24 protein-coding genes are annotated in these 22,201 nt (G+C 73.7%); 16 read left to right on the forward strand and 8 right to left on the reverse strand.

Features of this window, described 5'->3' with window-relative positions; all coding sequences use genetic code 11:
* Positions 1 to 997, forward strand: a 997-nt coding sequence (locus tag ACFYYT_RS35605; RefSeq protein ID WP_388610605.1) for a hypothetical protein, incomplete at its 5' end; no start/stop codon positions are given.
* A gap of 27 nt (positions 998 to 1,024) precedes the next feature.
* Here ACFYYT_RS35605 and ACFYYT_RS35610 read toward each other — a convergent pair.
* Entirely contained in the window at positions 1,025 to 1,420 is a 396-nt protein-coding gene (locus ACFYYT_RS35610; protein WP_351816303.1) for a VOC family protein, read from the reverse strand.
* A 66-nt stretch (positions 1,421 to 1,486) separates the two neighbouring features.
* Positions 1,487 to 2,377 (reverse strand): neutral zinc metallopeptidase, encoded by an 891-nt coding sequence (locus ACFYYT_RS35615; protein WP_351816300.1) that lies wholly within the window; start codon positions 2,375 to 2,377, stop codon positions 1,487 to 1,489.
* A 238-nt stretch (positions 2,378 to 2,615) separates the two neighbouring features.
* Here ACFYYT_RS35615 and ACFYYT_RS35620 point away from each other — a divergent pair, with 238 nt between their 5' ends.
* From ACFYYT_RS35620 to amaP, 8 genes are all read left to right on the forward strand, one after another.
* Positions 2,616 to 4,214, forward strand: a complete 1,599-nt coding sequence (locus ACFYYT_RS35620) for an ABC-F family ATP-binding cassette domain-containing protein (protein WP_351816297.1) — start codon at positions 2,616 to 2,618, stop codon at positions 4,212 to 4,214.
* Between the two features lie 378 nt (positions 4,215 to 4,592).
* Positions 4,593 to 4,814: a helix-turn-helix domain-containing protein gene (locus ACFYYT_RS35625; RefSeq protein WP_199883310.1), complete on the forward strand. Its 222-nt coding sequence runs from the start codon at positions 4,593 to 4,595 to the stop codon at positions 4,812 to 4,814.
* Positions 4,815 to 5,052: 238 nt separating this feature from the next.
* Positions 5,053 to 5,832: an enoyl-CoA hydratase/isomerase family protein gene (locus ACFYYT_RS35630; RefSeq protein ID WP_351816294.1), complete on the forward strand. Its 780-nt coding sequence runs from the start codon at positions 5,053 to 5,055 to the stop codon at positions 5,830 to 5,832.
* Positions 5,833 to 5,992: 160 nt separating this feature from the next.
* Positions 5,993 to 6,424: an Asp23/Gls24 family envelope stress response protein gene (locus ACFYYT_RS35635; RefSeq protein ID WP_351816291.1), complete on the forward strand. Its 432-nt coding sequence runs from the start codon at positions 5,993 to 5,995 to the stop codon at positions 6,422 to 6,424.
* 18 nt (positions 6,425 to 6,442) lie between these two features.
* Positions 6,443 to 6,640: a hypothetical protein gene (locus ACFYYT_RS35640; RefSeq protein ID WP_351816288.1), complete on the forward strand. Its 198-nt coding sequence runs from the start codon at positions 6,443 to 6,445 to the stop codon at positions 6,638 to 6,640.
* Positions 6,637 to 7,011: a hypothetical protein gene (locus tag ACFYYT_RS35645; RefSeq protein WP_351816286.1), complete on the forward strand. Its 375-nt coding sequence runs from the start codon at positions 6,637 to 6,639 to the stop codon at positions 7,009 to 7,011. Before ACFYYT_RS35640 ends, ACFYYT_RS35645 begins: the two co-directional genes overlap by 4 nt.
* A complete protein-coding gene (locus ACFYYT_RS35650) occupies positions 6,906 to 7,541 on the forward strand; it encodes a DUF6286 domain-containing protein (RefSeq protein WP_388610610.1) in 636 nt (211 codons plus the stop codon). Before ACFYYT_RS35645 ends, ACFYYT_RS35650 begins: the two co-directional genes overlap by 106 nt.
* Positions 7,538 to 8,104, forward strand: a complete 567-nt coding sequence (amaP, locus tag ACFYYT_RS35655) for an alkaline shock response membrane anchor protein AmaP (RefSeq protein ID WP_388610612.1) — start codon at positions 7,538 to 7,540, stop codon at positions 8,102 to 8,104. Before ACFYYT_RS35650 ends, amaP begins: the two co-directional genes overlap by 4 nt.
* Before the next feature lie 86 nt (positions 8,105 to 8,190).
* Here the strand turns inward: amaP and ACFYYT_RS35660 are convergent, their stop codons facing one another.
* The 5 genes from ACFYYT_RS35660 to ACFYYT_RS35680 form a co-directional block, all read right to left on the reverse strand.
* Entirely contained in the window at positions 8,191 to 8,946 is a 756-nt protein-coding gene (locus ACFYYT_RS35660; RefSeq protein WP_351816280.1) for an SDR family oxidoreductase, read from the reverse strand.
* 10 nt (positions 8,947 to 8,956) lie between these two features.
* Positions 8,957 to 9,742, reverse strand: coding sequence for an SURF1 family protein (locus ACFYYT_RS35665; RefSeq protein ID WP_351816277.1), 786 nt, complete (start codon positions 9,740 to 9,742; stop codon positions 8,957 to 8,959).
* 114 nt (positions 9,743 to 9,856) lie between these two features.
* Positions 9,857 to 10,090 carry a hypothetical protein gene (locus tag ACFYYT_RS35670; RefSeq protein WP_215031936.1) on the reverse strand — a complete coding sequence of 78 codons (234 nt, stop codon included), beginning with the start codon at positions 10,088 to 10,090 and terminating at the stop codon, positions 9,857 to 9,859.
* A gap of 92 nt (positions 10,091 to 10,182) precedes the next feature.
* Entirely contained in the window at positions 10,183 to 11,160 is a 978-nt protein-coding gene (locus ACFYYT_RS35675; RefSeq protein ID WP_351816274.1) for a DEDDh family exonuclease, read from the reverse strand.
* A 2-nt stretch (positions 11,161 to 11,162) separates the two neighbouring features.
* Positions 11,163 to 11,840 (reverse strand): TetR family transcriptional regulator, encoded by a 678-nt coding sequence (locus ACFYYT_RS35680; RefSeq protein ID WP_351816271.1) that lies wholly within the window; start codon positions 11,838 to 11,840, stop codon positions 11,163 to 11,165.
* A 111-nt stretch (positions 11,841 to 11,951) separates the two neighbouring features.
* On the opposite strand from ACFYYT_RS35680, the gene ACFYYT_RS35685 reads away from it, so the two are divergent.
* The 4 genes from ACFYYT_RS35685 to ACFYYT_RS35700 are packed head-to-tail and all read left to right on the forward strand — an operon-like array spanning position 11,952 to position 16,164.
* Positions 11,952 to 12,749, forward strand: a complete 798-nt coding sequence (locus ACFYYT_RS35685) for an acetoacetate decarboxylase family protein (RefSeq protein WP_351816268.1) — start codon at positions 11,952 to 11,954, stop codon at positions 12,747 to 12,749.
* A 1-nt stretch (position 12,750) separates the two neighbouring features.
* Positions 12,751 to 13,635: an SDR family NAD(P)-dependent oxidoreductase gene (locus tag ACFYYT_RS35690; protein WP_351816265.1), complete on the forward strand. Its 885-nt coding sequence runs from the start codon at positions 12,751 to 12,753 to the stop codon at positions 13,633 to 13,635.
* Between the two features lie 13 nt (positions 13,636 to 13,648).
* Positions 13,649 to 14,947, forward strand: a complete 1,299-nt coding sequence (locus ACFYYT_RS35695; protein WP_351816262.1) for an amidohydrolase family protein — start codon at positions 13,649 to 13,651, stop codon at positions 14,945 to 14,947.
* On the forward strand, positions 14,944 to 16,164 hold the full coding sequence (locus ACFYYT_RS35700) for an amidohydrolase family protein (protein WP_351816259.1): 1,221 nt from the start codon (positions 14,944 to 14,946) through the stop codon (positions 16,162 to 16,164). Before ACFYYT_RS35695 ends, ACFYYT_RS35700 begins: the two co-directional genes overlap by 4 nt.
* 54 nt (positions 16,165 to 16,218) lie before the next feature.
* On the opposite strand, the gene ACFYYT_RS35705 is transcribed toward ACFYYT_RS35700, so the two are convergent.
* Entirely contained in the window at positions 16,219 to 19,323 is a 3,105-nt protein-coding gene (locus ACFYYT_RS35705) for an NACHT domain-containing protein (RefSeq protein WP_351816256.1), read from the reverse strand.
* A 114-nt stretch (positions 19,324 to 19,437) separates the two neighbouring features.
* Between ACFYYT_RS35705 and ACFYYT_RS35710 the strand changes: the two genes are divergently transcribed.
* Genes ACFYYT_RS35710 through ACFYYT_RS35720 form a run of 3 tightly spaced genes read left to right on the forward strand, consistent with a single transcriptional unit; the run spans position 19,438 to position 22,177 of the window.
* On the forward strand, positions 19,438 to 20,415 hold the full coding sequence (locus ACFYYT_RS35710; protein WP_351816254.1) for a sterol desaturase family protein: 978 nt from the start codon (positions 19,438 to 19,440) through the stop codon (positions 20,413 to 20,415).
* Positions 20,412 to 21,104, forward strand: a complete 693-nt coding sequence (locus ACFYYT_RS35715) for a lysoplasmalogenase (protein ID WP_351816252.1) — start codon at positions 20,412 to 20,414, stop codon at positions 21,102 to 21,104. Before ACFYYT_RS35710 ends, ACFYYT_RS35715 begins: the two co-directional genes overlap by 4 nt.
* Before the next feature lie 29 nt (positions 21,105 to 21,133).
* A complete protein-coding gene (locus ACFYYT_RS35720; protein WP_351816249.1) occupies positions 21,134 to 22,177 on the forward strand; it encodes a zinc-dependent alcohol dehydrogenase family protein in 1,044 nt (347 codons plus the stop codon).
* Positions 22,178 to 22,201 lie beyond the last annotated feature (24 nt).

Raw genomic sequence — 22,201 nt, forward strand, 5'->3', positions numbered from 1 at the left:
CGCCGTACTGCGCGGCTGGGTCGCCCTCTTCGACGCCTGGTCGCTCGTCCACCCGGCCCCCGCCGACATCGCCCCCTCGGCCGTCGCCGAGGTGGCCGAGGCGATGCCCCAGCTCCTGTCGCTGCTCCAGCTCTCGGCCGGTCCCGTGACCGTCCCCGACCTGCTGGACCTCCTCGGGCAGCGGGTCACCGAACTGCGCGGAGAGCGCTGCGAGGTCCCCTACGGTCCGCAGCCCGCCCCCGGCTCCGCCGCCGCGCTCGCCGAGAGCCGCCCGGTCCCGCTCGCCCGGCTGCTGCGCTGGGCACTGGGCGGACTCGCCGCCGTGGACGCCGTCGTCCTCGGCCCCGCCCGCGCCACCCTGACCCCGCTCGGCAGCTGGGCCGTCTGGGTCAAGCTGGAGCAGATCTGCGTCGCCGCGCAGAGCCCGGCCGGCAACATCGAGCAGTCCGCCGCCGCCATGCTGCACGGCTGCGCCCGGCTCACCCCCGGCCCGGCCCGCGCCGAGTACCAGGCCTGGCTCGCCGCCCGGCCCGTCGGCCACGCCGTCAGCGAGCTGCTGCACGCCGCCCGCGGTGAGGACGCCCTCCTGCGCGGCCTGGCCTTCGAGGCCCTGCGCGTGGTCGGCGCCCCCGCCGAGCCCGAGGTCCGCGCGGCCGTCCGGGACCCCGCGCTGCGGCCCTACGCCCTGCTCTGGCTGGCCGTGCACGACGGGGTCGACCCCGACGAGGCCCAGGACGTGCTGACCCGGGAGGAGTCGACCTGGCTCTGGGTCGACACGGCCGCCGCCATCGCCGACCACGGGGAGGCCGACCTGCTGGCCCGCCACCTCGACTCGGCCGTCCGCACCACCGTGCCCCGCCTGCTGGACGAGGTCCGCGCGGTCGGGCACCCCCGCACCGTGCAGGTGCTGGTCGCCCTGGCCGCCGCCCACCCCGACCCGGCCCTGGCCAAGGCCGTCCGCCGGGCCGCCTTCCAGGTCCACACCGGCGGCGCGTAGCCGCGTACGGGGGGACGCGCCGCGGGATCAGACCTGCGGCGCGTACGTCCCGAAGCTCCAGACGTTGCCCTCGCCGTCCCGGGCCATGTAGTCCCGCGAGCCGTACTCCTGGTCGGTGGGCTCCATCAGGATCTCCACGCCGTGTTCGACGGCCCGCCGGTGGTGGGCGTCCACGTCGTCCACCACGACGTAGACCCCCGAAGGCCCGGCCTGCGCCATGGCCCGGTCGAAGGCCCCGCCCCGCCCCTTGCTGCCGAGCATCACCGCCCCGCTCCCGTACGAGAGCTCCGCGTGCATCACCGCGCCGTCGTCACCCTCGTACACCGCGAGCTGGGTGAATCCGAACGCCTCGGTCAGCAGCCGGATCGCCGCCTTGGCGTCGCGGTAGAGCAGGGTCGGAAAGACGGTCGGAACGCCTGCCATGACGATCACTCCCTCTTGAGCGTGCGCGTGTGACTCACGGCACAGCATGGCAGGGAGCGGCGACGGTCAGCGGAAGGTGTTGCACTGGGCCATGTCGCCCGTGCGGTAGCCCTGGTAGAACCACTGCTGGCGCTGCTCGGCCGAGCCGTGGGTCCAGGATTCCGGGGTGACCCGGCCCTGGAACTTCTCCTGGATCCGGTCGTCGCCCACCGCGGCCGCCGCGTCCAGGCCGTCGCGGATGTCCTGCTCGGTGAGGCTGGTGATCAGCGGCCGCCCCGTCGTCTTGTCCGGGGTCTTCGTCGCGTTGTGCGCCCAGACCCCCGCGTAGCAGTCGGCCTGGAGCTCGACCTTGACCGCGTTGCTGTTCGCGCCCTGCCGCCCGTCCTGGGCCCGCTGGAGCGTCCCGGTCAGGTTCTGGATGTGGTGGCCGTACTCGTGGGCGACGACGTACGCCTGGGCGAAGGGGCCGCCGCTGGCGCCGAACTTCGTCCGCAGCTCGTCGAAGAAGCCCAGGTCCAGGTAGACCTGCCGGTCGGCGGGGCAGTAGAAGGGGCCGACCGCCGCGGTGGCCGCGCCGCAGGCCGTGTTCACCCGCCCGGTGAAGAAGACCGTGGAGGCCGGGCTGTACTGCCCGGCCCGCCTCTGGAACTCCTGCTTCCAGAAGTCCTGGGTGCTGTTGATCACCGCGACCAGCCGGCAGTCCTCGCGCGTGTTGGCGTCGTGGCCGGTCTTGCAGGCCTGCTGCACCTGGGCGGCCGAGGAGGAGGTCGCCACCGGCTGCGGGGAGCCGTCCGACAGCCCCAGCTGGTCCGGGCCCACCCCGAAGAGCAGGCCCAAGATCAGGGCGATCAGGCCGACGATGCCGCCGCCGACCGTGGCCCTCCCGCCGGGGATGCGGCTCCCGCGCACGTCCTTGACCTCGGACGTGTCCAGATCGGCGTCGTCGTCGAACTGCATACCGCACCGCCTCGTGTCCCGTGTCCGCCCCTGCGGCGAGTATCAACCCCTTCATCCTGGTACGCGTTCCGGCGCCCCGGGAGGGTCCCTGGGCCGAACGGGCGACGGGAGGCCCCGAAAAGTGGTTGCGCACCCCCGGTAGAATGAACCCATGGCAAATCTCCTCGCGGATTAGCGGCGTCGAAGCAATGCGCGTCCTGCCCCCCTTCCGCCGTCCCCACCGCCCTGGAGTATTTCCGTGATCACCGCCACCGGCGTCGAGCTGCGCGCCGGCGCCCGCATCCTCATCGAGTCCGCCTCCTTCCGCGTCGCCAAGGGCGACCGCATCGGCCTCGTCGGCCGCAACGGAGCGGGCAAGACCACCCTCACCAAGTGCCTCGCGGGCGAGGGCCAGCCCGCCGCCGGCGCCATCGCCCGCTCCGGCGAGGTCGGCTACCTGCCGCAGGACCCCCGTACCGGTGACCTCGACGTGCTCGCCCGCGACCGGATCCTCTCCGCCCGCGGGCTCGACGTACTGATCAAGAAGATGCGCATGAACGAGGAGCGCATCGCCACCGGCACCGGCGGCACCCGTGACAAGGCGATGAAGCAGTACGAGCGCCAGGAGACCGAGTTCCTGACCAAGGGCGGGTACGCCGCCGAGGCGGAGGCCGCCACCATCTCGGCCGCCCTCGGCCTGCCCGACCGGGTCCTCGGCCAGCCCCTGCACACCCTCTCCGGTGGTCAGCGCCGCCGCGTCGAGCTCGCCCGGATCCTCTTCTCGGACGCCGACACCCTGCTCCTCGACGAGCCCACCAACCACCTCGACGCCGACTCGATCGTCTGGCTGCGCGACTACCTGAAGAACTACCGCGGCGGCTTCATCGTGATCTCCCACGACGTCGACCTGGTCGAGACGGTCGTCAACAAGGTGTTCTACCTGGACGCCAACCGCGCGCAGATCGACGTCTACAACATGGGCTGGAAGCTCTACCAGCAGCAGCGCGAGGCCGACGAGAAGCGCCGCAAGCGCGAGCGCCAGAACGCCGAGAAGAAGGCCGCGGCCCTGAACTCGCAGGCCGACAAGATGCGCGCCAAGGCCACCAAGACCGTCGCCGCGCAGAACATGGCCAAGCGCGCCGACCGGCTGCTCGCCGGTCTGGACGCCGTCCGCGTCTCCGACAAGGTCGCCAAGCTGCGCTTCCCCGACCCGGCCCCCTGCGGCAAGACGCCGCTGACCGCCGAGGGCCTGTCGAAGTCGTACGGCTCGCTGGAGATCTTCACCGATGTCGACCTGGCCATCGACAAGGGCTCCCGCGTGGTCATCCTCGGCCTCAACGGCGCCGGCAAGACCACCCTGCTGCGGCTGCTCTCGGGCACCGAGAAGCCCGACACCGGCACGGTCGTCCCCGGCCACGGCCTCAAGCTCGGGTACTACGCCCAGGAGCACGAGACCCTCGATCCCGAGCGCACGGTCCTGGAGAACATGCGCTCCTCGGCGCCCGACCTGGACCTGGTCTCCGTGCGCAAGACGCTCGGCTCCTTCCTCTTCTCCGGCGACGACGTCGACAAGCCCGCGGGCGTGCTCTCCGGCGGTGAGAAGACCCGGCTGGCCCTGGCCACGCTGGTCGTCTCCTCCGCCAACGTGCTGCTCCTCGACGAGCCCACCAACAACCTCGACCCGGCCAGCCGCGAGGAGATCCTCGGAGCGCTGCGCACCTACAAGGGCGCGGTCATCCTCGTCACCCACGACGAGGGCGCCGTCGAGGCCCTGGAGCCGGAGCGGATCATCCTGCTCCCGGACGGGGTCGAGGACCTGTGGGGCCCGGACTACCGGGACCTCGTCGCCCTCGCCTGACGGAGCCGCCCGGGGGGCCGTCCGACGGCCCCGGGCCCGCTGATCCAATTCCTTATGGATCATTCGGCTCAGACGTGATCCATCATCTGAGTGAGACGGTCTCGTACCGTCGCGCGCTGTACGACGGCCCCCGCCGCCTTCCTTCCGGATGTGCGCCGGGGGCCGCCGCATTTCTGCGTCCAGCCCCTGACCAGGCCATTCCTCTTGACGACGGGGAAGTGTGACGGAGGTCATGTGGCGGAGGGGGAGATTCCGTTCTGCTGATGCGTCCAGCGTCCGGGAAATGCCGTCGCACCGACCTTGCTGAATGGGTGGCCAGGAAGCCGGGGAGGGGTGATCATGAGAAGTCCAGAGCGCACTTCCCATGAGGAGGCACGGGTGGCCGAGACTCTGAAGAAGGGCAGCCGGGTAACCGGCGCCGCGCGCGACAAGCTCGCGGCAGACCTGAAGAAGAAGTACGACTCCGGTGCGAGTATCCGGGCGCTGGCCGAAGAGACCGGCCGGTCCTACGGATTCGTCCACCGGATGCTCAGTGAGTCCGGAGTCACGCTGCGCGGTCGCGGAGGCGCGACGCGCGGCAAGAAGGCGACTGCGGCCTGACCCCGGCCGTAAGGCCGAGGCCGGCGCCGGAGGCGCGCGACACGCTCCGTTCGGTTCCATGGTTCGGTACCACGGTTGTGTCCCAGGTTCTGTTCCACGGTTTCATCCACGGTTCTGTTCCACGTTTCCACGCACGGTTCCTTCGGTGACCCCCGGTCGGCCCAGTGGTCGACCGGGTGGTTACTGTGCAGTCACTTAGGCCGAGCACGCGGCCGCGACTGCACACCGGAGGCACCAGATGGCTCTGCTCGACAAGGACGGCGTACGGCTCACCATCGACGACACGGTCGCGACGGTGACCTTGACCAATCCGGCCAAGCGAAACGCTCAATCCCCCGCGCTCTGGCGGGCGTTGGCGGAGGCCGGGCGGTCACTGCCGGGCACCGTCCGGGTCGTCGTGCTGCGCGGCGAGGGCATGTCCTTCTCCGCGGGGCTCGACCGGCAGGCGTTCACCCCCGAAGGTTTCGAGGGCGAGCCGTCCTTCCTCGATCTGGCCCGTGGATCCGACGCGGACCTCGACTCCACCATCGCCGAGTACCAGGAGGCGTTCACCTGGTGGCGGCGCAATGACATCGTCTCCGTCGCCGCCGTGCAGGGGCACGCGATCGGCGCCGGCTTCCAGCTCGCGCTCGCGTGCGACCTGCGGGTGGTCGCGGACGACGTGCAGTTCGCCATGCGCGAGACCAGCCTGGGCCTGGTCCCCGACCTGGCCGGAACCCAGCCGCTGACCGCCCTGGTCGGCTACGCCCGCGCGCTCGAAATCTGCGCGACGGGCCGCTTCGTGCACGCCGAGGAGGCCGAGCGGGTGGGCCTGGCCAACCTGGTCGTACCGGCCGGCGAACTCGACGCCGCCGTCCAGGACCTCGCCACGGCACTCGTGGCCCCGCCGCGCGACGCCGTCATCGAGACCAAGGCGCTGCTGCGCGACGCCGGCTCCCGCTCCTACGACGACCAGCGCGCCGCCGAGCGCGCCGCCCAGGCGCGCCGTCTGCGCGACCTGGCGGGCCTGTCCGACTGACCCGTACCGCCCCGCGCACGACCCGTACGGCACCGCTCCCGGCCGGCCGGATCCGGAGATCCGGACCGGCCGGCCGGTGTCGTCCCAGGGCGCGGACGGGCCCGGGCGCTTACGGTGGACGAGAGTCCACAGTCCGCACGGCGCGAAAGGACCACCAGCGATGACCGAATCCGCACCAGGCGGCTTTGCCAAGGACCCCGCAGAGCGCGGCCGCACCTCCATCGCCGACGGGGTAGTCGAGAAGATCGCCGGGCTGGCCGCCCGCGAGGTGGCCGGAGTCCATGCCATGGGCAGCGGCAGCGGCCTCTCCCGTACCTTCGGCGCGGTCCGCGAGCGGGTGCCCGGCGGCTCCAAGTCCGCCGTCAGCCGCGGCGTGAAGGCCGAGGTCGGCGAGGTCCAGACGGCCCTCGACCTGGAGATCGTCGTCGTGTACGGCGTGTCGATCCGCGCCGTCGCCCGGGCCGTCCGTGAGAACGTGATCTCGGCGGTCGAGCGCATGACCGGCCTGGAGGTAGTCGAGGTCAACATCGCGGTCAGCGACGTCAAGCTGCCCGACGAGGAGGACGACGAACCCGAGTCCCGGCTCCAGTAGCCGAGAGGAGCCACACTCATGAGCATGGCGGTCGCCGGCCTGATGGCCGGCATGGTACTCGGCCTCGCCGGCTACTTCGGCGGCTTCGGGGCCTTCCTTCTGGTGGCGGCGCTCGGCGCGGTCGGATTCGTCATCGGCAGGTTCCTCGACGGGGACCTGGATCCCGGCGATCTGTTCCGCCCCCGCGGCCGTGACGACCGGCGCGGACCCCGATGAGCACCGCCACCCCGCGGGCCACACCCGCCCCGGTGTCGGCCGCTGACCGCGGGGCCACCCGGATCGCCGACCGCGTCGTGGCCAAGATCGCGGCCCGGGCCGCCCGGGAGGCCCTCGACGCCCCGCCCGGCAAGAGCCCGCACGCGGTCGTCACCGTCCACCACGACATCGCACGCGTACGGGTGAGCCTGGAGCTCGCCTACCCCTCGGACCTGGCCGCGCAGTGCGCGGCCGTCCGCCGCCTCGTCGCGCTCCGGCTGGAGGAGTGCGCGCAGCTGACGGTCCCCGAGGTCGCCATCGACATCGAGCGCCTGCACCCGGCCACCCCCTTCCGGCCGGCCCCCGCCGGGCGGGACCGGCGGCTGCGGTGACGGCCGCCGCGCCGCGGCTGCGCTCCTCCCGGCGGATCCCGGCCGCGCTCACCGCGCTGGCCGTCCTCGTGGTGGCCGGGGTGTTCCTCTACGACCTGGCTGCCGTGCGGGCCCACCGGCCCGGGATGCGCTGGCGTCGCGAACTCGTCGGTCAGCTGGAGCGGCACACCCCGGCCGACACCGAAGTGCTGGTGGCGGGCGGGGTCCTGGCCCTGGCCGGGGCGGTGCTCCTGCTGCTCGCGTTCGCCCCCGGGCTGCGCGGGCTGCTGACGATGCGCGCCGAGCCGGGGCTCCGGGCCGGGATCCGGCGCAAGGCGGCGGCCCTGGTGCTGCGGGACCGGGCCATGGAGGTCCCCGGGGTCCGGTCGGTACGGGTGCGGATGGGCCGTGGCCGCGTCGGCGTCCGGGCGACCTCGCACTTCCGGGAACTGGACGACGTACGGGCCGACCTGGACGCGGCCCTCGCCGTCGGCATCGAGGAACTGGGCCTCGCGCACCCGCCGCGGCCCCGCGTCCGGGTCAGGAGGTGAGCGCGATGCTCGGGGTGGTGAACCGGACCCTGCTGGCGCTGGCCGGACTGGTCCTCATGGCGGCCGGCGTCTGCCTGCTGACCGGGGCCCGGCCCCTCGGCGGCCGGCACGCACCGCTGCTCACGGCCGCGACGCGGCACCGGTACGGGCTGGCCGAGGGCTGGACGTGGTGGGCGCTGGTCGCCGGGCTGGCGCTGTGCGTGCTGCTCGCGCTGTGGTGGCTGCTGGCGCAGCTGCGCCGCTCGCGCCTCGCCGAAGTGCCCCTGGACACCGGCGACGGGTCCTTCGCCGTGCTGCGCGGCCGGGCCCTGGAGTCGGCGGTCGCCGCCCAGGCGGGGGCGCTGGCCGGGGTCGCCGGCTGCCGGGTCGCGCTGCGCGGCCGGCGCGGCTCCCCGACCCTGCGCGTGGCGCTCGAACTCGAACCCCACGCCGTACCCGCCGACGCGCTGGCGGAGCTCGCGGGCCCCGTCCTCACCCATGCCCGTACCTCGGCGGGCCTGCCCGAACTCCCGGCCGAGGCCCGGCTGAAGCTCACGGGCCACCAGGCGCGGCGGGTCACCTAGACGGCCCGGGGCGGGTCCGCACAGTCCCGCCCGGCGGCGCGGCCGGGGCGGTGTCCCCTTCCGGGGGCGCCGCCGCGGCGCGGCCGTCAGAAGCCGTGGCGGGAGCCGCCGTCGACCGGGAGCATCACGCCGGTGAGGTAGGAGGCCGCCGGGGACAGCAGGAAGGCGGCCGTGCGGCCGAACTCCTGTGCCGTGCCGTACCGGCGCAGCGGGATGCGGGACTCGTTGGCCGCCCGGGCCGCGTCCGCGTCGCCGGACAGTGCGTCCAGCTCCCGCACCCGGTCGGTGTCGATCCGGGCCGGCAGCAGCCCGACCACGCGGATCCCGCGCGGGCCCAGCTCCACCGACAGGGACTTCGCGAAGCCCGCGAGCCCCGGCCGCAGGCCGTTGGAGATGGTCAGTCCGGGGATCGGCTCGTGGACTGAGCCCGACAGCACGAAGCCGATGGCCCCGCCCTCGCCCAGCTCGGCCGCCGCCGTCCGGGCCAGGCGGACCGCGCCCAGGAACACCGACTCGAAGGCGGCCGTCCACTGCGCGTCGGTGGTGTCCAGGGCCCCGCCCGGCGGCGGCCCGCCGACGCTGATGAGGATGCCGTCGAAACGGCCGAAGCGCTCCTTGGCGGTGGCCACCAGCCGGGCCGCCGCTTGCGGGTCGGAGTTGTCCGCCGCCACGCCGAGCGTGTCCGGGCCGAGCTCGGCGGCCGCGTCGGCCGCCCGCTTCGCGTCCCGGCCGGTCAGTACGACCTTCGCCCCGTCGGCGGTCAGTTCCCGTGCGGCGGCGAAGCCGAGCCCCCGGGTGGCTCCGGTGACGACGTAGACGCGGTCCTTCAGTCCAAGATCCATGCGGGCCACGCTACGCCGAAGCGGGCTCCAGCGGCACGGCCTTCGCGGCGGCTTCCTCGCGGTCGCGCTTCTCCCGGCGCACCAGGACCACCCATCCCACCGGCACCGCCGCGGCGAACAGCCACCACTGCACGGCGTAGGCCATGTGCGGGCCGATCGAATCGTGGTCGGGCTCCGCCACCGCCTCCGGGCTGCCGCCCGGCGGGAGCGGGGCGGTCAGCTCCAGGTACCCGCCGAGGACGGGGCGGCCCGTCGCGGCGGTCTGCTGCGCGCTGTCGATGAGCATCACCTGACGGTCCGGGAGGCCCTTGCGGTCCTTGATCCCGCTGTCGCCGCTGGTCTCGTCGGCCTTCAGCCGCCCCGACACCGTGACCTCGCCCGCGGGCGCGGCCGGCACCGGCGGATAGGCCCGCGGATCGTCGCCGCCCGCCACCCAGCCGCGGTTGACCAGCACGGTCCGGCCGTCGCCCAGCACCAGCGGGGTCACGACCTGGAAGCCGACCTTGCCGTCGTTCGAGGTGCGCATCCGCACGACGACCTCGTGCGCCGTGTCGTAGGTGCCGGTGGCGGTGACGGCGCGCCAGAAGTCGGCCCTCGGGACGGTGTGGCCGGGGGAGGTGACGTCGGTCATCGGCACGGGCTTCGCGTACAGGTTCCGCGCGATCAGCTCGTTCTGCGCGACCCGGTGCTCATGGCGGTGGAACTGCCAGAACCCGAGCTTGATCATCGCGGGGATGAGGACCAGGGCGATGAGGGTGAGGCACACCCACTGCCGGGTCAGGACGAAGCGGTACACACCCACGACGGTACCCGGGACGCGGAGGACCCCGGCGGCCGGGTGGCCCTCCGGGGTCGGGGCGGAACGCGCGGAGGGGGCGGGGACGCCGCCCCGTCCGCACGGGAAGGGAACTCAGACGCGGTCGGTGATGCCCACCTTCCCCTCCGCGCGGGCGCAGTGCGCGCCGCAGAACCACTGGCCCTCGACCTCGACGCCCTGCCCGATGATCTGGACCCGGCAGTGCTCGCAGATGGGCGCCATGCGGTGGATGGCGCAGGAGAAGCAGTCGAAGACGTGCACGGCGCCCTGCGCGTGCACTTCGAAGGACATCCCGTAATCGTTTCCGCAGACCTCACAACGTGCCATGCGCCGCATGCTGCGCACGGGGGCCGACCGGAACAAGATCCACCGGGGTGAGTCGCCGCCCCTGCACCCGGCCGGAGCAACGCGTGCCGTTCCTACTCCTCCCGCGCGGGCGCCACGTCCCGCAGCAGCTGAGTGAAGGCCGCCTCGTCCACCACCGGGGTGCCGAAGGCCTTCGCCTTGACGGTCTTCGAGGTCGAGGAGTCGGGGTCGTTGGTCACCAGCAGGCTGGTGAGCCGCGACACGCTCGTCGCGACATGCAGCCCCGCCTCCACGGCGCGGTCCTCCAGCAGCTCCCGGTCCACCGAGGTGTCGCCGGAGAACGCGACCCGCATGCCCTGCTTGAGCGGGGCGCCGTCCTGGAAGCGGCCCGGGTTGGGGTGCGGGCACGGCGGCCGCTTGCGCGAGGCCCGCCAGCTGCCCGAGCCGCCGTACGTGGCCTGGTGGCCGATCCGGGGCGCGGCGGGGGAGTCGGACCACTCCGTCAGCGGCCGGCACTCCAGCAGGGGCAGCCGTACGCCGTCCCGCGCGGCCGTGTGCAGCGACGGACGGAACGCCTCCGCGAGCACCCGGGCGTCGTCGAGCGCGTGGTGGGCGCGCTGCTGGACCACGCCGAAGTGCGCGGCGAGCGACTCCAGCTTGTGGTTGGGCAGCGGGAGGTCCAGCTCCTTCGACAGGGCGATGGTGCACAGGCGCTGACGCACCGGCGCGGTCGCGGCGGCCCGCGCGTACTCCCGGGCGATCATCTGCCAGTCGAAGATCGCGTTGTGCGCGACGAGCACCCGGTCCGCGAGCCGGCCCGCGAACTCCTCGGCGATGTCCTCGAAGAGGGGCGCGTCGGCGAGCATCTCGCTGGTGAGGCCGTGGATCCAGACGGGGCCGGGGTCCCGGCGCGGGTTGACCAGGGTGTACCAGTGGTCCTCCACGTTGCCCCGGGCGTCGAGCCGGTAGACGGCCGCGGACACGATCCGGTCGTCACGAGCGAGCCCGGTGGTCTCCACGTCGACGACCGCGTACCCCTGGGGATACGCGGCCGGCCACGTCGTGTCTGCGGTCGTACGGTCGTCGAGCATGGTCACAGAGGATATCGGCCCGGACCGACAGCCGTGTCCCCGCAGCCCTGCGGCCCGGGTCCGGGCGGCGCCAGCAGGGCTCGTACGAGGGCCCGCACCGACAGGAGGAACAGCCGTTCCGGGTCGGCCGGGCGGGACAGGGCGCGGGCGAGGGCCGGGTCGTCCGGGGCCGCGGCGGGATCCCACAGCTCGTCCTCGGCCGGGGACTGCGCGGGGGAGCGTTCGCGGTTGCGCTCGACGAGCAGGAAGCCGACGATCTGGAACTGGATCGCGCGGACGGCGTCGGCGGCCCGCGCCCCGCGCAGCCCGGCGGCGTGCACCTCGTGGACCAGGGCCTGCTGGGCGGGCAGGAACATCCGCTCGGTGAGGCCTCGTTCGTGGACCATCGCGATCAGGTGCGGGCGCCCGCGCAGTTCGCGGCGCAGGATCCGGGCCACCGACACGATCCGGGCGGCGGGGGTGCGGCCGGCGGGACGAACGGCGCCCATCTCCTGGACGGTGCGTTCCACGAGGGCGTCGAGGAGGGACTCCCGGTTGCCGACGTGCCAGTAGATGGAGGTCACCGCGGTGCCCAGGTCGGCGGCGAGCCCCCGCATGGTCAGGGCGGCCGGGCCGTGCCGTCTGACCAGCGTGGCGGCGGCCGCCAGTACCTCCTCGCGGGTCAGCGGGTTCCTCGCCATGGGCCGGCCGCCAATCTGTCGCTCCGTCAGTTCTGGTGCGCGCACGGGTCTTTACCCTTCATCGGCGGCGGTGTAACTGTGTTACAGACCGACCGAAGGAGGGTGCGATACATGGCACGCGTACGGTACGGAGCGCGCACCGAGGCCGAGATCGCGGCGTCGCGCGAGAAGAGTTCGAAGCTCCCCGACATCTGGTCCACCGGGGTCGTGGCCGTCTGGGAGAGCGATCCGGACGTGGTGGCGGCGGTCCTGCCACCGCCCCTGAAGCCCGCCGAGCGGCCCCTGGTGCGGGCCAACATCAGCAAGGTGGACCTGCCCGGATACCCGCTCGGCGCCGGCTCGGTGGCCGTCGCCGCCCGGCACGGCGAGGTCGAGGGCTGGTACCCGCTGGTCATGCCGATGACGCACGAGCGCGCCCTGACCGGCGGCCGCGAGGTGTTCGGCGAGCCCAAGAAGCTGGGCGAGGTGACCGTCGAACGCGAGGGGCTCGTCGTGCGGGCCGCGCTCGCCCGGCACGGCATCGCCTTCGTCGAGGTGCGCGGTGCGGTGGACCGGGCGCTGCCGCTGCCCGAGCCGGTCCGCAAGACCGACTTCTACTTCAAGTTCCTCCCGGCCGTCGACGGTTCGGGCTTCGAATCCGACCCGGTGCTGGTGCACTGCACCCGCAACGAGAGGGTCCGCAAGCTGGAGCACATCACCGGTGACGTGGTCCTGCGCGAGTCGATGTTCGACCCCGTCGCCGACCTGCCCGTACGCCGCGTCGTCGAGATCACCATCGGCGAGAAGACCACCGACCAGAAGGGCCGGGCCGTCGAGCGGGTCAGCGCCCAGGCCCTGCTCCCGTACGTCCACCAGCGCTACGACGACCCGATGCAGATCCTCGACGGTCCGCCCGAGGGGAGCGTCTGACATGCGCCTCGAACCCGGACAGGTGGCCGTCGTCACCGGAGCCGCCGGCGGCATCGGCCTCGCCATGGCCCGCCGCTTCGCCGCCGAGGGGCTGAGGGTGGTCCTCGCCGACGTGGAGGAGGCCGCCCTGCGCGAGGCCGCCGCCGGACTCGCCGCCGAGGGGGCCGAGGTCCTGGCCCGCGTCGTCGACGTCAGCGAGCGCGACTCCGTGCTCGCCCTGGCCGACGCCGCCTACGACGCCTTCGGCGCCGTCCACGTACTGTGCAACAACGCGGGCGTCGGCTCGGGCGCCGAGGGCCGGATGTGGGAACACGAGCCCAACGACTGGAAGTGGGCCTTCTCCGTCAACGTCTGGGGCGTCTTCCACGGCATCCAGGCCTTCGTCCCCCGCATGATCGCCGCGGGCGTCCCCGGGCACGTCGTCAACACCTCCTCCGGCGACGGCGGCATCGCCCCCCTGCCCACCGCCTCCGTCTACGCCGTCACCAAGGCGGCCGTGGTCACGATGACCGAATCCCTCTACGCCCACCTCAGGGCGGAGGGCGCCGCCGTCGGCGCCTCCGTCCTCTTCCCCGGACCGCACATGCTGCGCACCGGCCTGTGGGAGTCCCACCGCAACCGGCCCGAGCGCTACGCGAAGGAGCGGCCGCGCAGGTCCCCGTACCGCAGCCTCGACCAGTACGAGGCCGCCATGAAGCAGGCCGGCCACGAGGTGAACTTCACCCCGGTCGAGGAGGTCGCGGCGCACGTCGTCGACGGCATCCGCGCGGACCGCTTCTGGATGCTCCCGGCGAGCGAGCACAGCGACCGGCAGATCCGCGCCCGGTCGCGGTCGATGCTCGACCGCGCCAACCCCGCCTACCTGGAGAGCTTCATCCTCGACTGAGGAGCGTGGGAACGTGAGTGACACCCCGTACGAAGACCCGTACCTGATCATCTCCTCCGACTGCCACGCGGGCCTGCCCACAGAGCGGTACCGCCCCTACCTCGACTCCCGCTTCCACCGCCAGTTCGACGAGTTCCTCGGCCAGCGCGACGCCCGCCGCGAGGAGGCCACCCGGCTCGGCGTGCGCAACGAGGCCTTCGCCGAGAAGTGGTTCCACGACCACGAGGAGGGCCTCAAGGGCGGCTGGGACGCCACCCAGCGCCTGAAGGAACTCGACGGGGACGGGGTGGCCGCCGAGGTCGTCTTCCCCGACGCGGACGCCGTCGACAGCCAGACCGCCGCCCCCTTCGGCGTGGGCCTCGGCCTCTCCGGGGACCAGGACCCCGAGCTGGGCCTGGCCGGCGCGCAGGCGCACAACCGCTGGCTGGCCGAGTTCGTCGGGCAGAACCCCGAACGCCACTGCGGGGTCGCGCTGCTGCCGATCACGGCCGAGCCCGCGAAGGTGGTCGCGGAGATCCACCGCGCCAAGGAGTCCGGGCTGGGCGCCCTGATGATCCCCTCGATGTGGGTGGACAAGGCCCCGTACCACGACCGCCGCTACGACCCCGTCTGGGCGGCGGCCGCCGAGACGGCCATGCCGGTCGTCACCCACTCGGGGGCCGCGCCCCGCCACGAGTACGGGGACCACCTCGGCATCTACCTCTCCGAGGTCACCTGGTGGCCGGCCCGCCCGCTGTGGTTCCTGCTCTGGTCCGGGGTCTTCGAGCGCCACCCGGGCCTGAAGTTCGGGGTGGCGGAGTCGGGCTGCTGGTGGCTGCCGAACCAGCTCTGGTTCATGGACCGGCTCTACCTCGGGGCGCACGGCGGCAAGAAGCTGTCCCCCTTCGCCGAGCTGAAGCGCCCGCCGAGCGAGTACCTGGACCGGCAGGTCTTCGTCTGCGCGACCAACACCAAGCGGCGCGAACTCGCGCAGCGCTACGAGATCGGCGTGGACAACATCCTGTGGGGCTCGGACTTCCCGCACCCCGAGGGCACCTGGCCCGACACCCGCAACTGGCTGCGCAAGACCTTCCACGACATCCCGGTCGCCGAGACCCGCCGGATGCTCGGACTGGCCGCGGCGGAGGTCTTCGGCTTCGACACCGCGCGGCTCGCCCCGCTCGCCCGCCGGATCGGCCCCACCCCGGCGGAGCTCGGGCAGTCCCCGGACCAGGCGGCGGTGGAGGCCTCCTGGGCCCGCTCCCGGGAGACCGGCCGCCACTGGCTGACCGATCAGGACTTCCCGGTCCTGGGGCAGGAGGGCCCGTCATGACGGAGGACCGCTACACCGTCATCTCGGCGGACTGCCACGCGGGCGCCGACCTCCTCGACTACCGGCCCTACCTGGAGGCGCGCCACCACGAGGCGTTCGACGCCTGGGCCGCCACCTACGTCAACCCGTACGAGGACCTCCTCGCCGACACCGCCGACCGCAACTGGAACTCGGCCCGGCGGCTGGCCGAACTCGAAGCCGACGGGATCGTCGCGGAGGTCCTCTTCCCCAACACCATCCCGCCGTTCTTCCCCAAGGCCTCGCTGATGGCCCAGCCGCCCACGGCCGCCGAGTACGAACTGCGCTGGGCGGGGCTCCAGGCGCACAACCGCTGGCTGGCCGACTTCTGCGCCGACGCCCCGGGCCGGCGGGCCGGGGTGGCGCAGGTCCTGCTCAACGACGTGGACGCGGCGGTGCGGGAGATCCGCCGCACGAAGGAGGCGGGCCTCACCGGCGGCATCCTCCTGCCCGGCGTCCCGCCCGGCTCACCGGTACCGGAGCTGTACTCCGAGGCCTACGACCCGCTCTGGGCGGTCTGTGCGGAGCTTGACGTCCCGGTCAACCACCACGGCGGCTCGGCCTCGCCGCCGCTCGGCGACGAACCGGCGGCCCGGGCGGTGTTCATGGTGGAGACGACCTGGTTCTCGCACCGGGCCCTGTGGCACCTGATCTTCGGCGGGGCCTTCCGCCGCCACCCGGGCCTCAAGCTGGTCCTGACGGAGCAGGGCTCCGGCTGGATCCCGGGCGTACTGGACATGCTGGACTACTACCACGGCCGGCTGGTCGCGGCCGCGTCCACGGCGGAGGCCAAGTTCGGCGCGGGCCTGGCCGACTCGATGGGCCGCGGGCCGAGCGAGGTCTGGCGGGAGAACTGCTTCGTCGGGGCCAGCTTCATGCGCCCCCACGAGGTCCCGCTGCGGCACCGGATCGGCCTCGACAAGATCATGTGGGGCAGCGACTACCCCCACGACGAGGGCACCACCCCCTTCTCCCGCGAAGGTCTGCGCATCGCCTACGCGGGCCTGCCCCGGGCGGAGGTGGCCGCCATGGTCGGCGGCAACGCCGCCCGCGTCTACGGCTTCGACCTGCCCCTCCTGGACGCGGTGGCCGCCAAGCACGGCCCCCTCGTCACGGAGATCGCCGAACCCCTGACCCGGGTCCCGCCGGGCGCCACCAGCCCGGCCTTCGCCCGCGGCGCCTCGGTCCGCGTCTGGTGACCCGCCCCCGCCGCGGCGGCCCCGCCCCGCCCGGGCCCGGACCGCCGCGCCGGGTCAGGCCAGGCGGGTGATCCGCTCCGGGGGGAGGGAGTCGGCGCCGTGCACGCGCACGTTCCCTGCCACCTGGACCGTGAGCCCGGGCATCCGGGCCAGGGGCGTGAGGTCGTACTCGCCCTCGCCGAGCAGGGACAGCCGGGTCAGCCGCGGCAGCTCCCGCAGCGCGGACAGCCCCTGCGGGAAGGCGCAGTCGCTCAGGGCCAGCATTTCGAGGCCGGGACAGCGCAGCGGCACCTCGGGGCCGACCTCCGCGCCGACGATCTGAAGCCCCTTGAGGGCGGACGGATCGGCCAGGGCCAGGAACTCGGCCGTCCGCTCGGGGCCGGAGAAGGTCAGCCACCTCAGTCCCGGCCAGCGGCCGATGTCGTCGAGGGCCAGGTGCGAGGCGCGCGGGTGCAGGTGCAGGTGCTTCAGCCCCGGGGGCGCCGGCAGGTCGGAGACCCGGTCGGTGCCGGGCACCGGGTAGTTCAGGAACAGGTACGTCAGCGCCTCCATGCGGGCCAGCGGGGCCAGGCCCAGCCGCTCGGGGGCGTTGACGAGCGTGAGGCTCTCCAGGGACCGCAGCGCGGTCAGCGGGTCGAGGAACGCGATCCGCTGGCAGTCGTACAGGCCCAGGTACTTCAGCCCCTCGAACACCGTGAGGCCGGACAGGTCCGTCAGGGAGCTCTGGAGGAGCACGAGGTTCTCCAGCTCCCGCAGGGCCCGCACCTCCGGCGGCAGGCCCCGGCCCCCGGTCAGGCCGATCCGCCGGAGCCCGGTCAGCCGGGGGAGCGCCGCGAGCTGGGCGGGGGTGCGCGCCCACAGCTGGACGTCGTCCAGCCGGGTGCGGGCCAGCACGGCGTCCGCGTACTCCCGCACCTGCTCGAAGCGGTCCCAGCCGTCGGCCAGCTCGCACCGCACCTTGTACCGGTCGTCGGGGCGGAACCGGGCCAGCAGTTCCACCGCCTGGTCCCCGCCGATGAGGGTGGCCGTCCGTACCGTGGCCGCCGCCGCGTCCTCTTCCAGGAACAGCGGTTCCGTCAGCAGCTCCAGCACCAGCGGTCCCGCCTTCGCCAGCTCCTCCGCCTGCGCGGCGCTGCGCGGCGGCAGGAGTTCGGCCGTGCGGCGCTCGACCTCGTGGCGCACCGCCGGGTCCAGCTCCGGCGCGTGCTCCAGGCAGGCGGCGGCCAGCAGGACCAGCCGGCCCCGGTACTTGCGCACCTTGTCCGCCCGGCCCAGGATCCGGCGCAGCAGGGTGGCCCGCTCGTCGGGACGGGCGTGCCCCACGGCCATCCGCACCACGTCGTCCCAGGTGTCGTCGTGGGCGTTGCGCACCAGCACGCCCAGGTCGCGGGCCTCCACCGCGGCCTTGGCCCCGAGGTAGTCCTGGAAGGTCCGGTGCACGAAGTGGACCGTGCCGGGGACGGGTTCGCGCAGCAGACCGCTGCGGATCAGGAGGTGGCTGAAGACCTCGGCCGCGGTGCCCTGGGCCCGGACCTGGACCATGGAGTCCAGCCACTCCTCCACCAGCTCCACGGCCTCGTCGCAGTCGGCCTCGGTCTGCCCGTTGCGGATGAGCCAGTACGCCAGCCGCTGGAGCAGCAGGGTCTGTTCGTCGCGGGTGAGCCGGACCCCCTCCACCCCGGTGATCTCCCGCTCGGCGTCCCGCCGTACGAGCAGCATCTCCAGGGCGGCGTCGTACAGCTCCTTGCGGGCCCGGGGCAGCTGCATGCGACGGTCCCGGTTGAGCGCGCAGAGCAGGGCGCACATCAGCGGGTTGGCGGCCAGTTTGCCCAGGTCGCGGCGGGCGCCCACGGCCTCGCGCAGGGAGGCCTCGTACGCGTCGACGTCCGCGCGCTGGGCGTCGTCGGCGCATTCGGCGCGGGCGGCGGCGTGCCAGTGCCCGATGAAGGAGCCGATGTCCTCCCGTTCCATGGGCAGCAGGGAACGGGCGGTGAAGGACTGGCCCGCGAGCCAGTCCTCGGGCACTGCCGAGGGGCGGGTGGTCACCACGTAACGGGCTTTGGGGAAGGCGGAGATCAGGCCGCGCAGCCATACCTGGGTGCGTCCGCGCAGGCGCAGCGGGACCTCGTCCACCCCGTCCACCAGGACCAGGGCCCGTCCTTCGCGCATCAGGTCCTCGGCCCAGCCCGTCGGAGCGGTCAGCGGGACCCCGGATTCGGGCAGGAACTCCGCCGGCGTCGGCAGGCGTTCGGTGGTGGTGAAGGAGCGCAGCCGCAGGACGAACGGCACGCAGGCGTTCCAGGGGGCGAGGCCGCCGGTGAAGGAGCGCCGGGCGGCGTTGACGGCCAGCCACTGCACGAGGGTGCTCTTGCCGGAACCGGCGGGGCCGCGCAGCAGCGTGCGCTCGGCCGAGGCCAGCGCCTCGTCGGCCCGGCGGACCGTGCGGTGGGAGGCGGGGTTTCCGGGCAGCAGCTGTTCCCCGCTCACCGCGAGGCCGATGTAGGCCACGTCCAGGGGCCATTCCTGCCGGGAACGGCTCAGGGTGACGCCGAAGAGCTGGAGCCGGCCGTGGGCGCCGGCCATGTACTGGGCGTACCGCTCCTCGAAGGCGTGGGCCGCGCCGCTCGGTGCCTCCTTGAGCTCCTTCACCGCCCGGGCCAGCGCGCCGCTGCGCCGCAGGAGTTCGACCCCGGCCCTCGGCGCGAAGGCCGGCAGGCCCGTCATGTGTTCCACCGCGTGCGCGCAGCTCTGGGCGACCAGTTCCCGGTACAGGGCCTGCGCGGCGCCGCTCAGCCCGGCCGGCGGGGTGTGGGCCAGCACGTGCTCGGCGAGGGCCCCGGGCGAGAGGTCCAGGCCGAGCAGGGTGTCCATGTCCAGGGCGCCCAGGGCGGCGAAGGCGTCCCCGACGGCGTCCACCGCGGCGAGCCGCTCGTTCTCCGGCAGCGCCGCCGAGACCGCGCCGAGCCGTCCGGCGAGGGTCTCGGTGAGCCGGCGCACCTCGGGGTCGCGCAGTTCCGCCGGGGGCCTGAGCCAGCGCCGGCCGGGCGGGGCCGGATCGGGCGCCAGGCCCGCCCCCGGGGTCCGTGCCAGGAAGGACTTGACGACGGCGCTCGCCGCCGTGCCCGCCACCCGTAAGAGAACCGTCTCGAACCCCGTCACATGGCCTCCCCGCCCGAGTCCGTCAGTATCGCGGGTACCGGCGGTAACTTCGTCGGATACCGATCGGTAACAACCTCTAGCGGAGCCCCCTGGGGCGCCTCTATGGTGCGGGACATGCCGAACCTGCCCGATGTCGTGCTGTGGTCCATACCTGCCTTCGTGCTGCTCACCGTCATCGAGGTGGTGAGCTACCGGCTGCGTCCCGACGAGGACGCCGCCGGGTACGACACCAGGGACGCCGTCACGAGCGTCACCATGGGCCTCGGCAGCATCGGCTTCGACCTGCTCTGGAAGATCCCGGTCGTCGCCGTCTTCACCGCGGTCTACGAACTGACGCCGCTGCGCGTGCCGTTCCTGTGGTGGACCGCCCTGCTGATGCTGCTCGCGCAGGACTTCCTCTACTACTGGCAGCACCGGCTGCACCACGTCATCCGCATCCTGTGGGCCTGCCACGTCGTGCACCACAGCAGCAAGCGGTTCAACCTCACCACCGCCCTGCGCCAGCCCTGGACCAGTGCGACCACCTGGTGGTTCTACCTGCCGATGGTCGCCCTCGGGGTGCACCCGGCCGCGATCCCGTTCTGCTACGGCATCAACCTGCTGTACCAGTTCTGGGTCCACACCGAGCGCATCGGGAAGCTGCCGCGCCCCTACGAGTACGTGTTCAACACCCCCTCGCACCACCGCGTCCACCACGCCTCCCAGGGCGGCTACCTGGACCGCAACTTCGGCGGCATCCTGATCGTCTGGGACCGGATGTTCGGGTCCTGGGTGGGGGAGACGGAGCGGCCCGTCTACGGGCTCACCAAGAACATCGCCACCCACAACCCGCTGCGCGTGGCCACGCACGAGTACGCCGCCATCGCGCGCGACGTGCGCGCCGCAGGCAGCTGGCGCGAGCGCGCCGGGCGGGTCTTCCGCGGCCCCGGCTGGCAGCCCGCCGCCCCGGCGGCCGCCGCCGCGCCCGTCGGAGAGTCCCCCGCCCCGCCCGCGCCCGTCGGAGAGTCCCCCGCCCCGCCCGCGCCCGCCGCCGAGTCCGCCGCCGCGCCCGCCGCCCCGGCTCCCGTGTCCGCGCCGGAGCGGGCCGCGTGAGCGTCGCCGGGTCCCGTACGCCGCCCGCCGCGGCCCGTCCCGCGGCCACCGGGGCCGGCCGCCTGCTGCTCGGCGCGTTCGCCGTGGCCGCCGCCGCCGACCTCGGCGCGCTGCTGGCCGGCTGGCACCTCGGGCACGTCATCGCCAAACCGCTGCTGATGCCGCTGCTGGTGGCCCACGTCGTCACCCGCGGCGCGCCCCGCCCGCTGGTCGCCGCCCTGCTGTTCGGCTGGGGCGGGGACCTCGCGCTGCTCTTCGACGCCGACCCCGCCTTCCTCGTCGGCATGGGCTCCTTCGCCGCCGGGCACGTCTGCTACCTCGTGCTCTTCCGCCGGGGCCGGAGCCGGACCGGCCCCGCGCTCGGGGCCGCGTACGCCCTCGCGCTCACCGGGACCGTCGCGCTGCTCTGGGGCGACCTGCCGCCCGGCCTGCGCGTCCCGGTCGCCGGGTACAGCCTGCTGCTCACCGCCATGGCCTACCGTTCCGGCGCGCTCGGCCGCACCGCCGCCGTCGGCGGGGCGCTGTTCCTGCTGTCCGACACCCTGATCGCCACCGGGGTCGCCGACTGGCCCCAGCTGCCCCGCCCCGACTTCTGGATCATGGCCACCTACCTCGCGGCCCAGTACCTGCTGGCCGTGGGCGCGCTCGCTCCGGCGCAGGCGTACCGTAGGGAAGTCATACAAGACTGAATCAATCTCCTCCGGAGGGCTGCACCACCATGCGCGCCACCGTCATCCACGCCCCGAACGACATCCGCGTGGAGGAGGTGCCCGACGCTGCGATCCAGCGCCCCGAGGACGCCGTCGTCCGCGTGCTGCGCGCCTGCATCTGCGGCAGCGACCTGTGGGCCTACCGCGGCGAGGCCGCGCGCCAGCCCGGCCAGCGCATCGGGCACGAGTTCCTCGGCGTCGTCGAGGAGACCGGCTCCGCCGTCTCCGGCCTGCGCGCCGGCGACCTCGTCGTGGCCCCCTTCATGTGGTCCGACGGCACCTGCGACTACTGCTCCGAGGGCCTGTACACCTCCTGCGTGCACGGGGGCTTCTGGGGCTCGGTCGGCCACGACGGCGGCCAGGGCGAGGCCGTCCGCGTCCCGCACGCCGACGGCACCCTGGTCAAGCTCCCGGCGGAGGCCGTCTCCGACGACCACCTGCTGACCGGGCTGCTGGCCCTCTCCGACGTCATGGGCACCGGCCACCACGCCGCCCTCGGCGCGGGCGTCCGCAAGGGCTCCACCGTCGCCGTCGTCGGCGACGGGGCGGTCGGGCTGTGCGGCGTCCTGGCCGCCAAGCGGCTCGGCGCCGACCGGATCATCGCCCTGGGCCGGCACAGCGTCCGTACCGACATCGCCAAGCTGTTCGGCGCCACCGACGTGGTCGCCGAGCGCGGCGAGGCGGCCGAGGCGGCCGTCCGCGAACTGACCGGCGGCCAGGGCGCGCACGCCGTCATCGAGGCCGTCGGCACCGAGCAGTCCATGCGCACCGCCGTGAACATCACCCGCGACGGCGGGGCCATCGGCTACGTCGGCGTCCCGCACGGCAGCGGCACCGGCCTCGACCTCGGCGTGATGTTCGACCGCAACATCACCCTGCGCGGCGGCGTGGCACCGGTCCGCGCGTACATCCCCGAGCTGCTGGAGGACGTGCTGAGCGGGGCCATCGACCCCTCGCCCGTCTTCGACCGCGCCGTGTCCCTGGACGAGGTCCCGGACGGCTACCGGGCGATGGACGACCGCAGCGCCCTCAAGGTCCTGATCAAGCCCTGAGCCCCGGCGTACGCGGACGGGCCG

Source organism: Streptomyces sp. NPDC002032, assembly GCF_042890765.1.
Classification (GTDB): Bacteria; Actinomycetota; Actinomycetes; order Streptomycetales; family Streptomycetaceae; genus Streptomyces.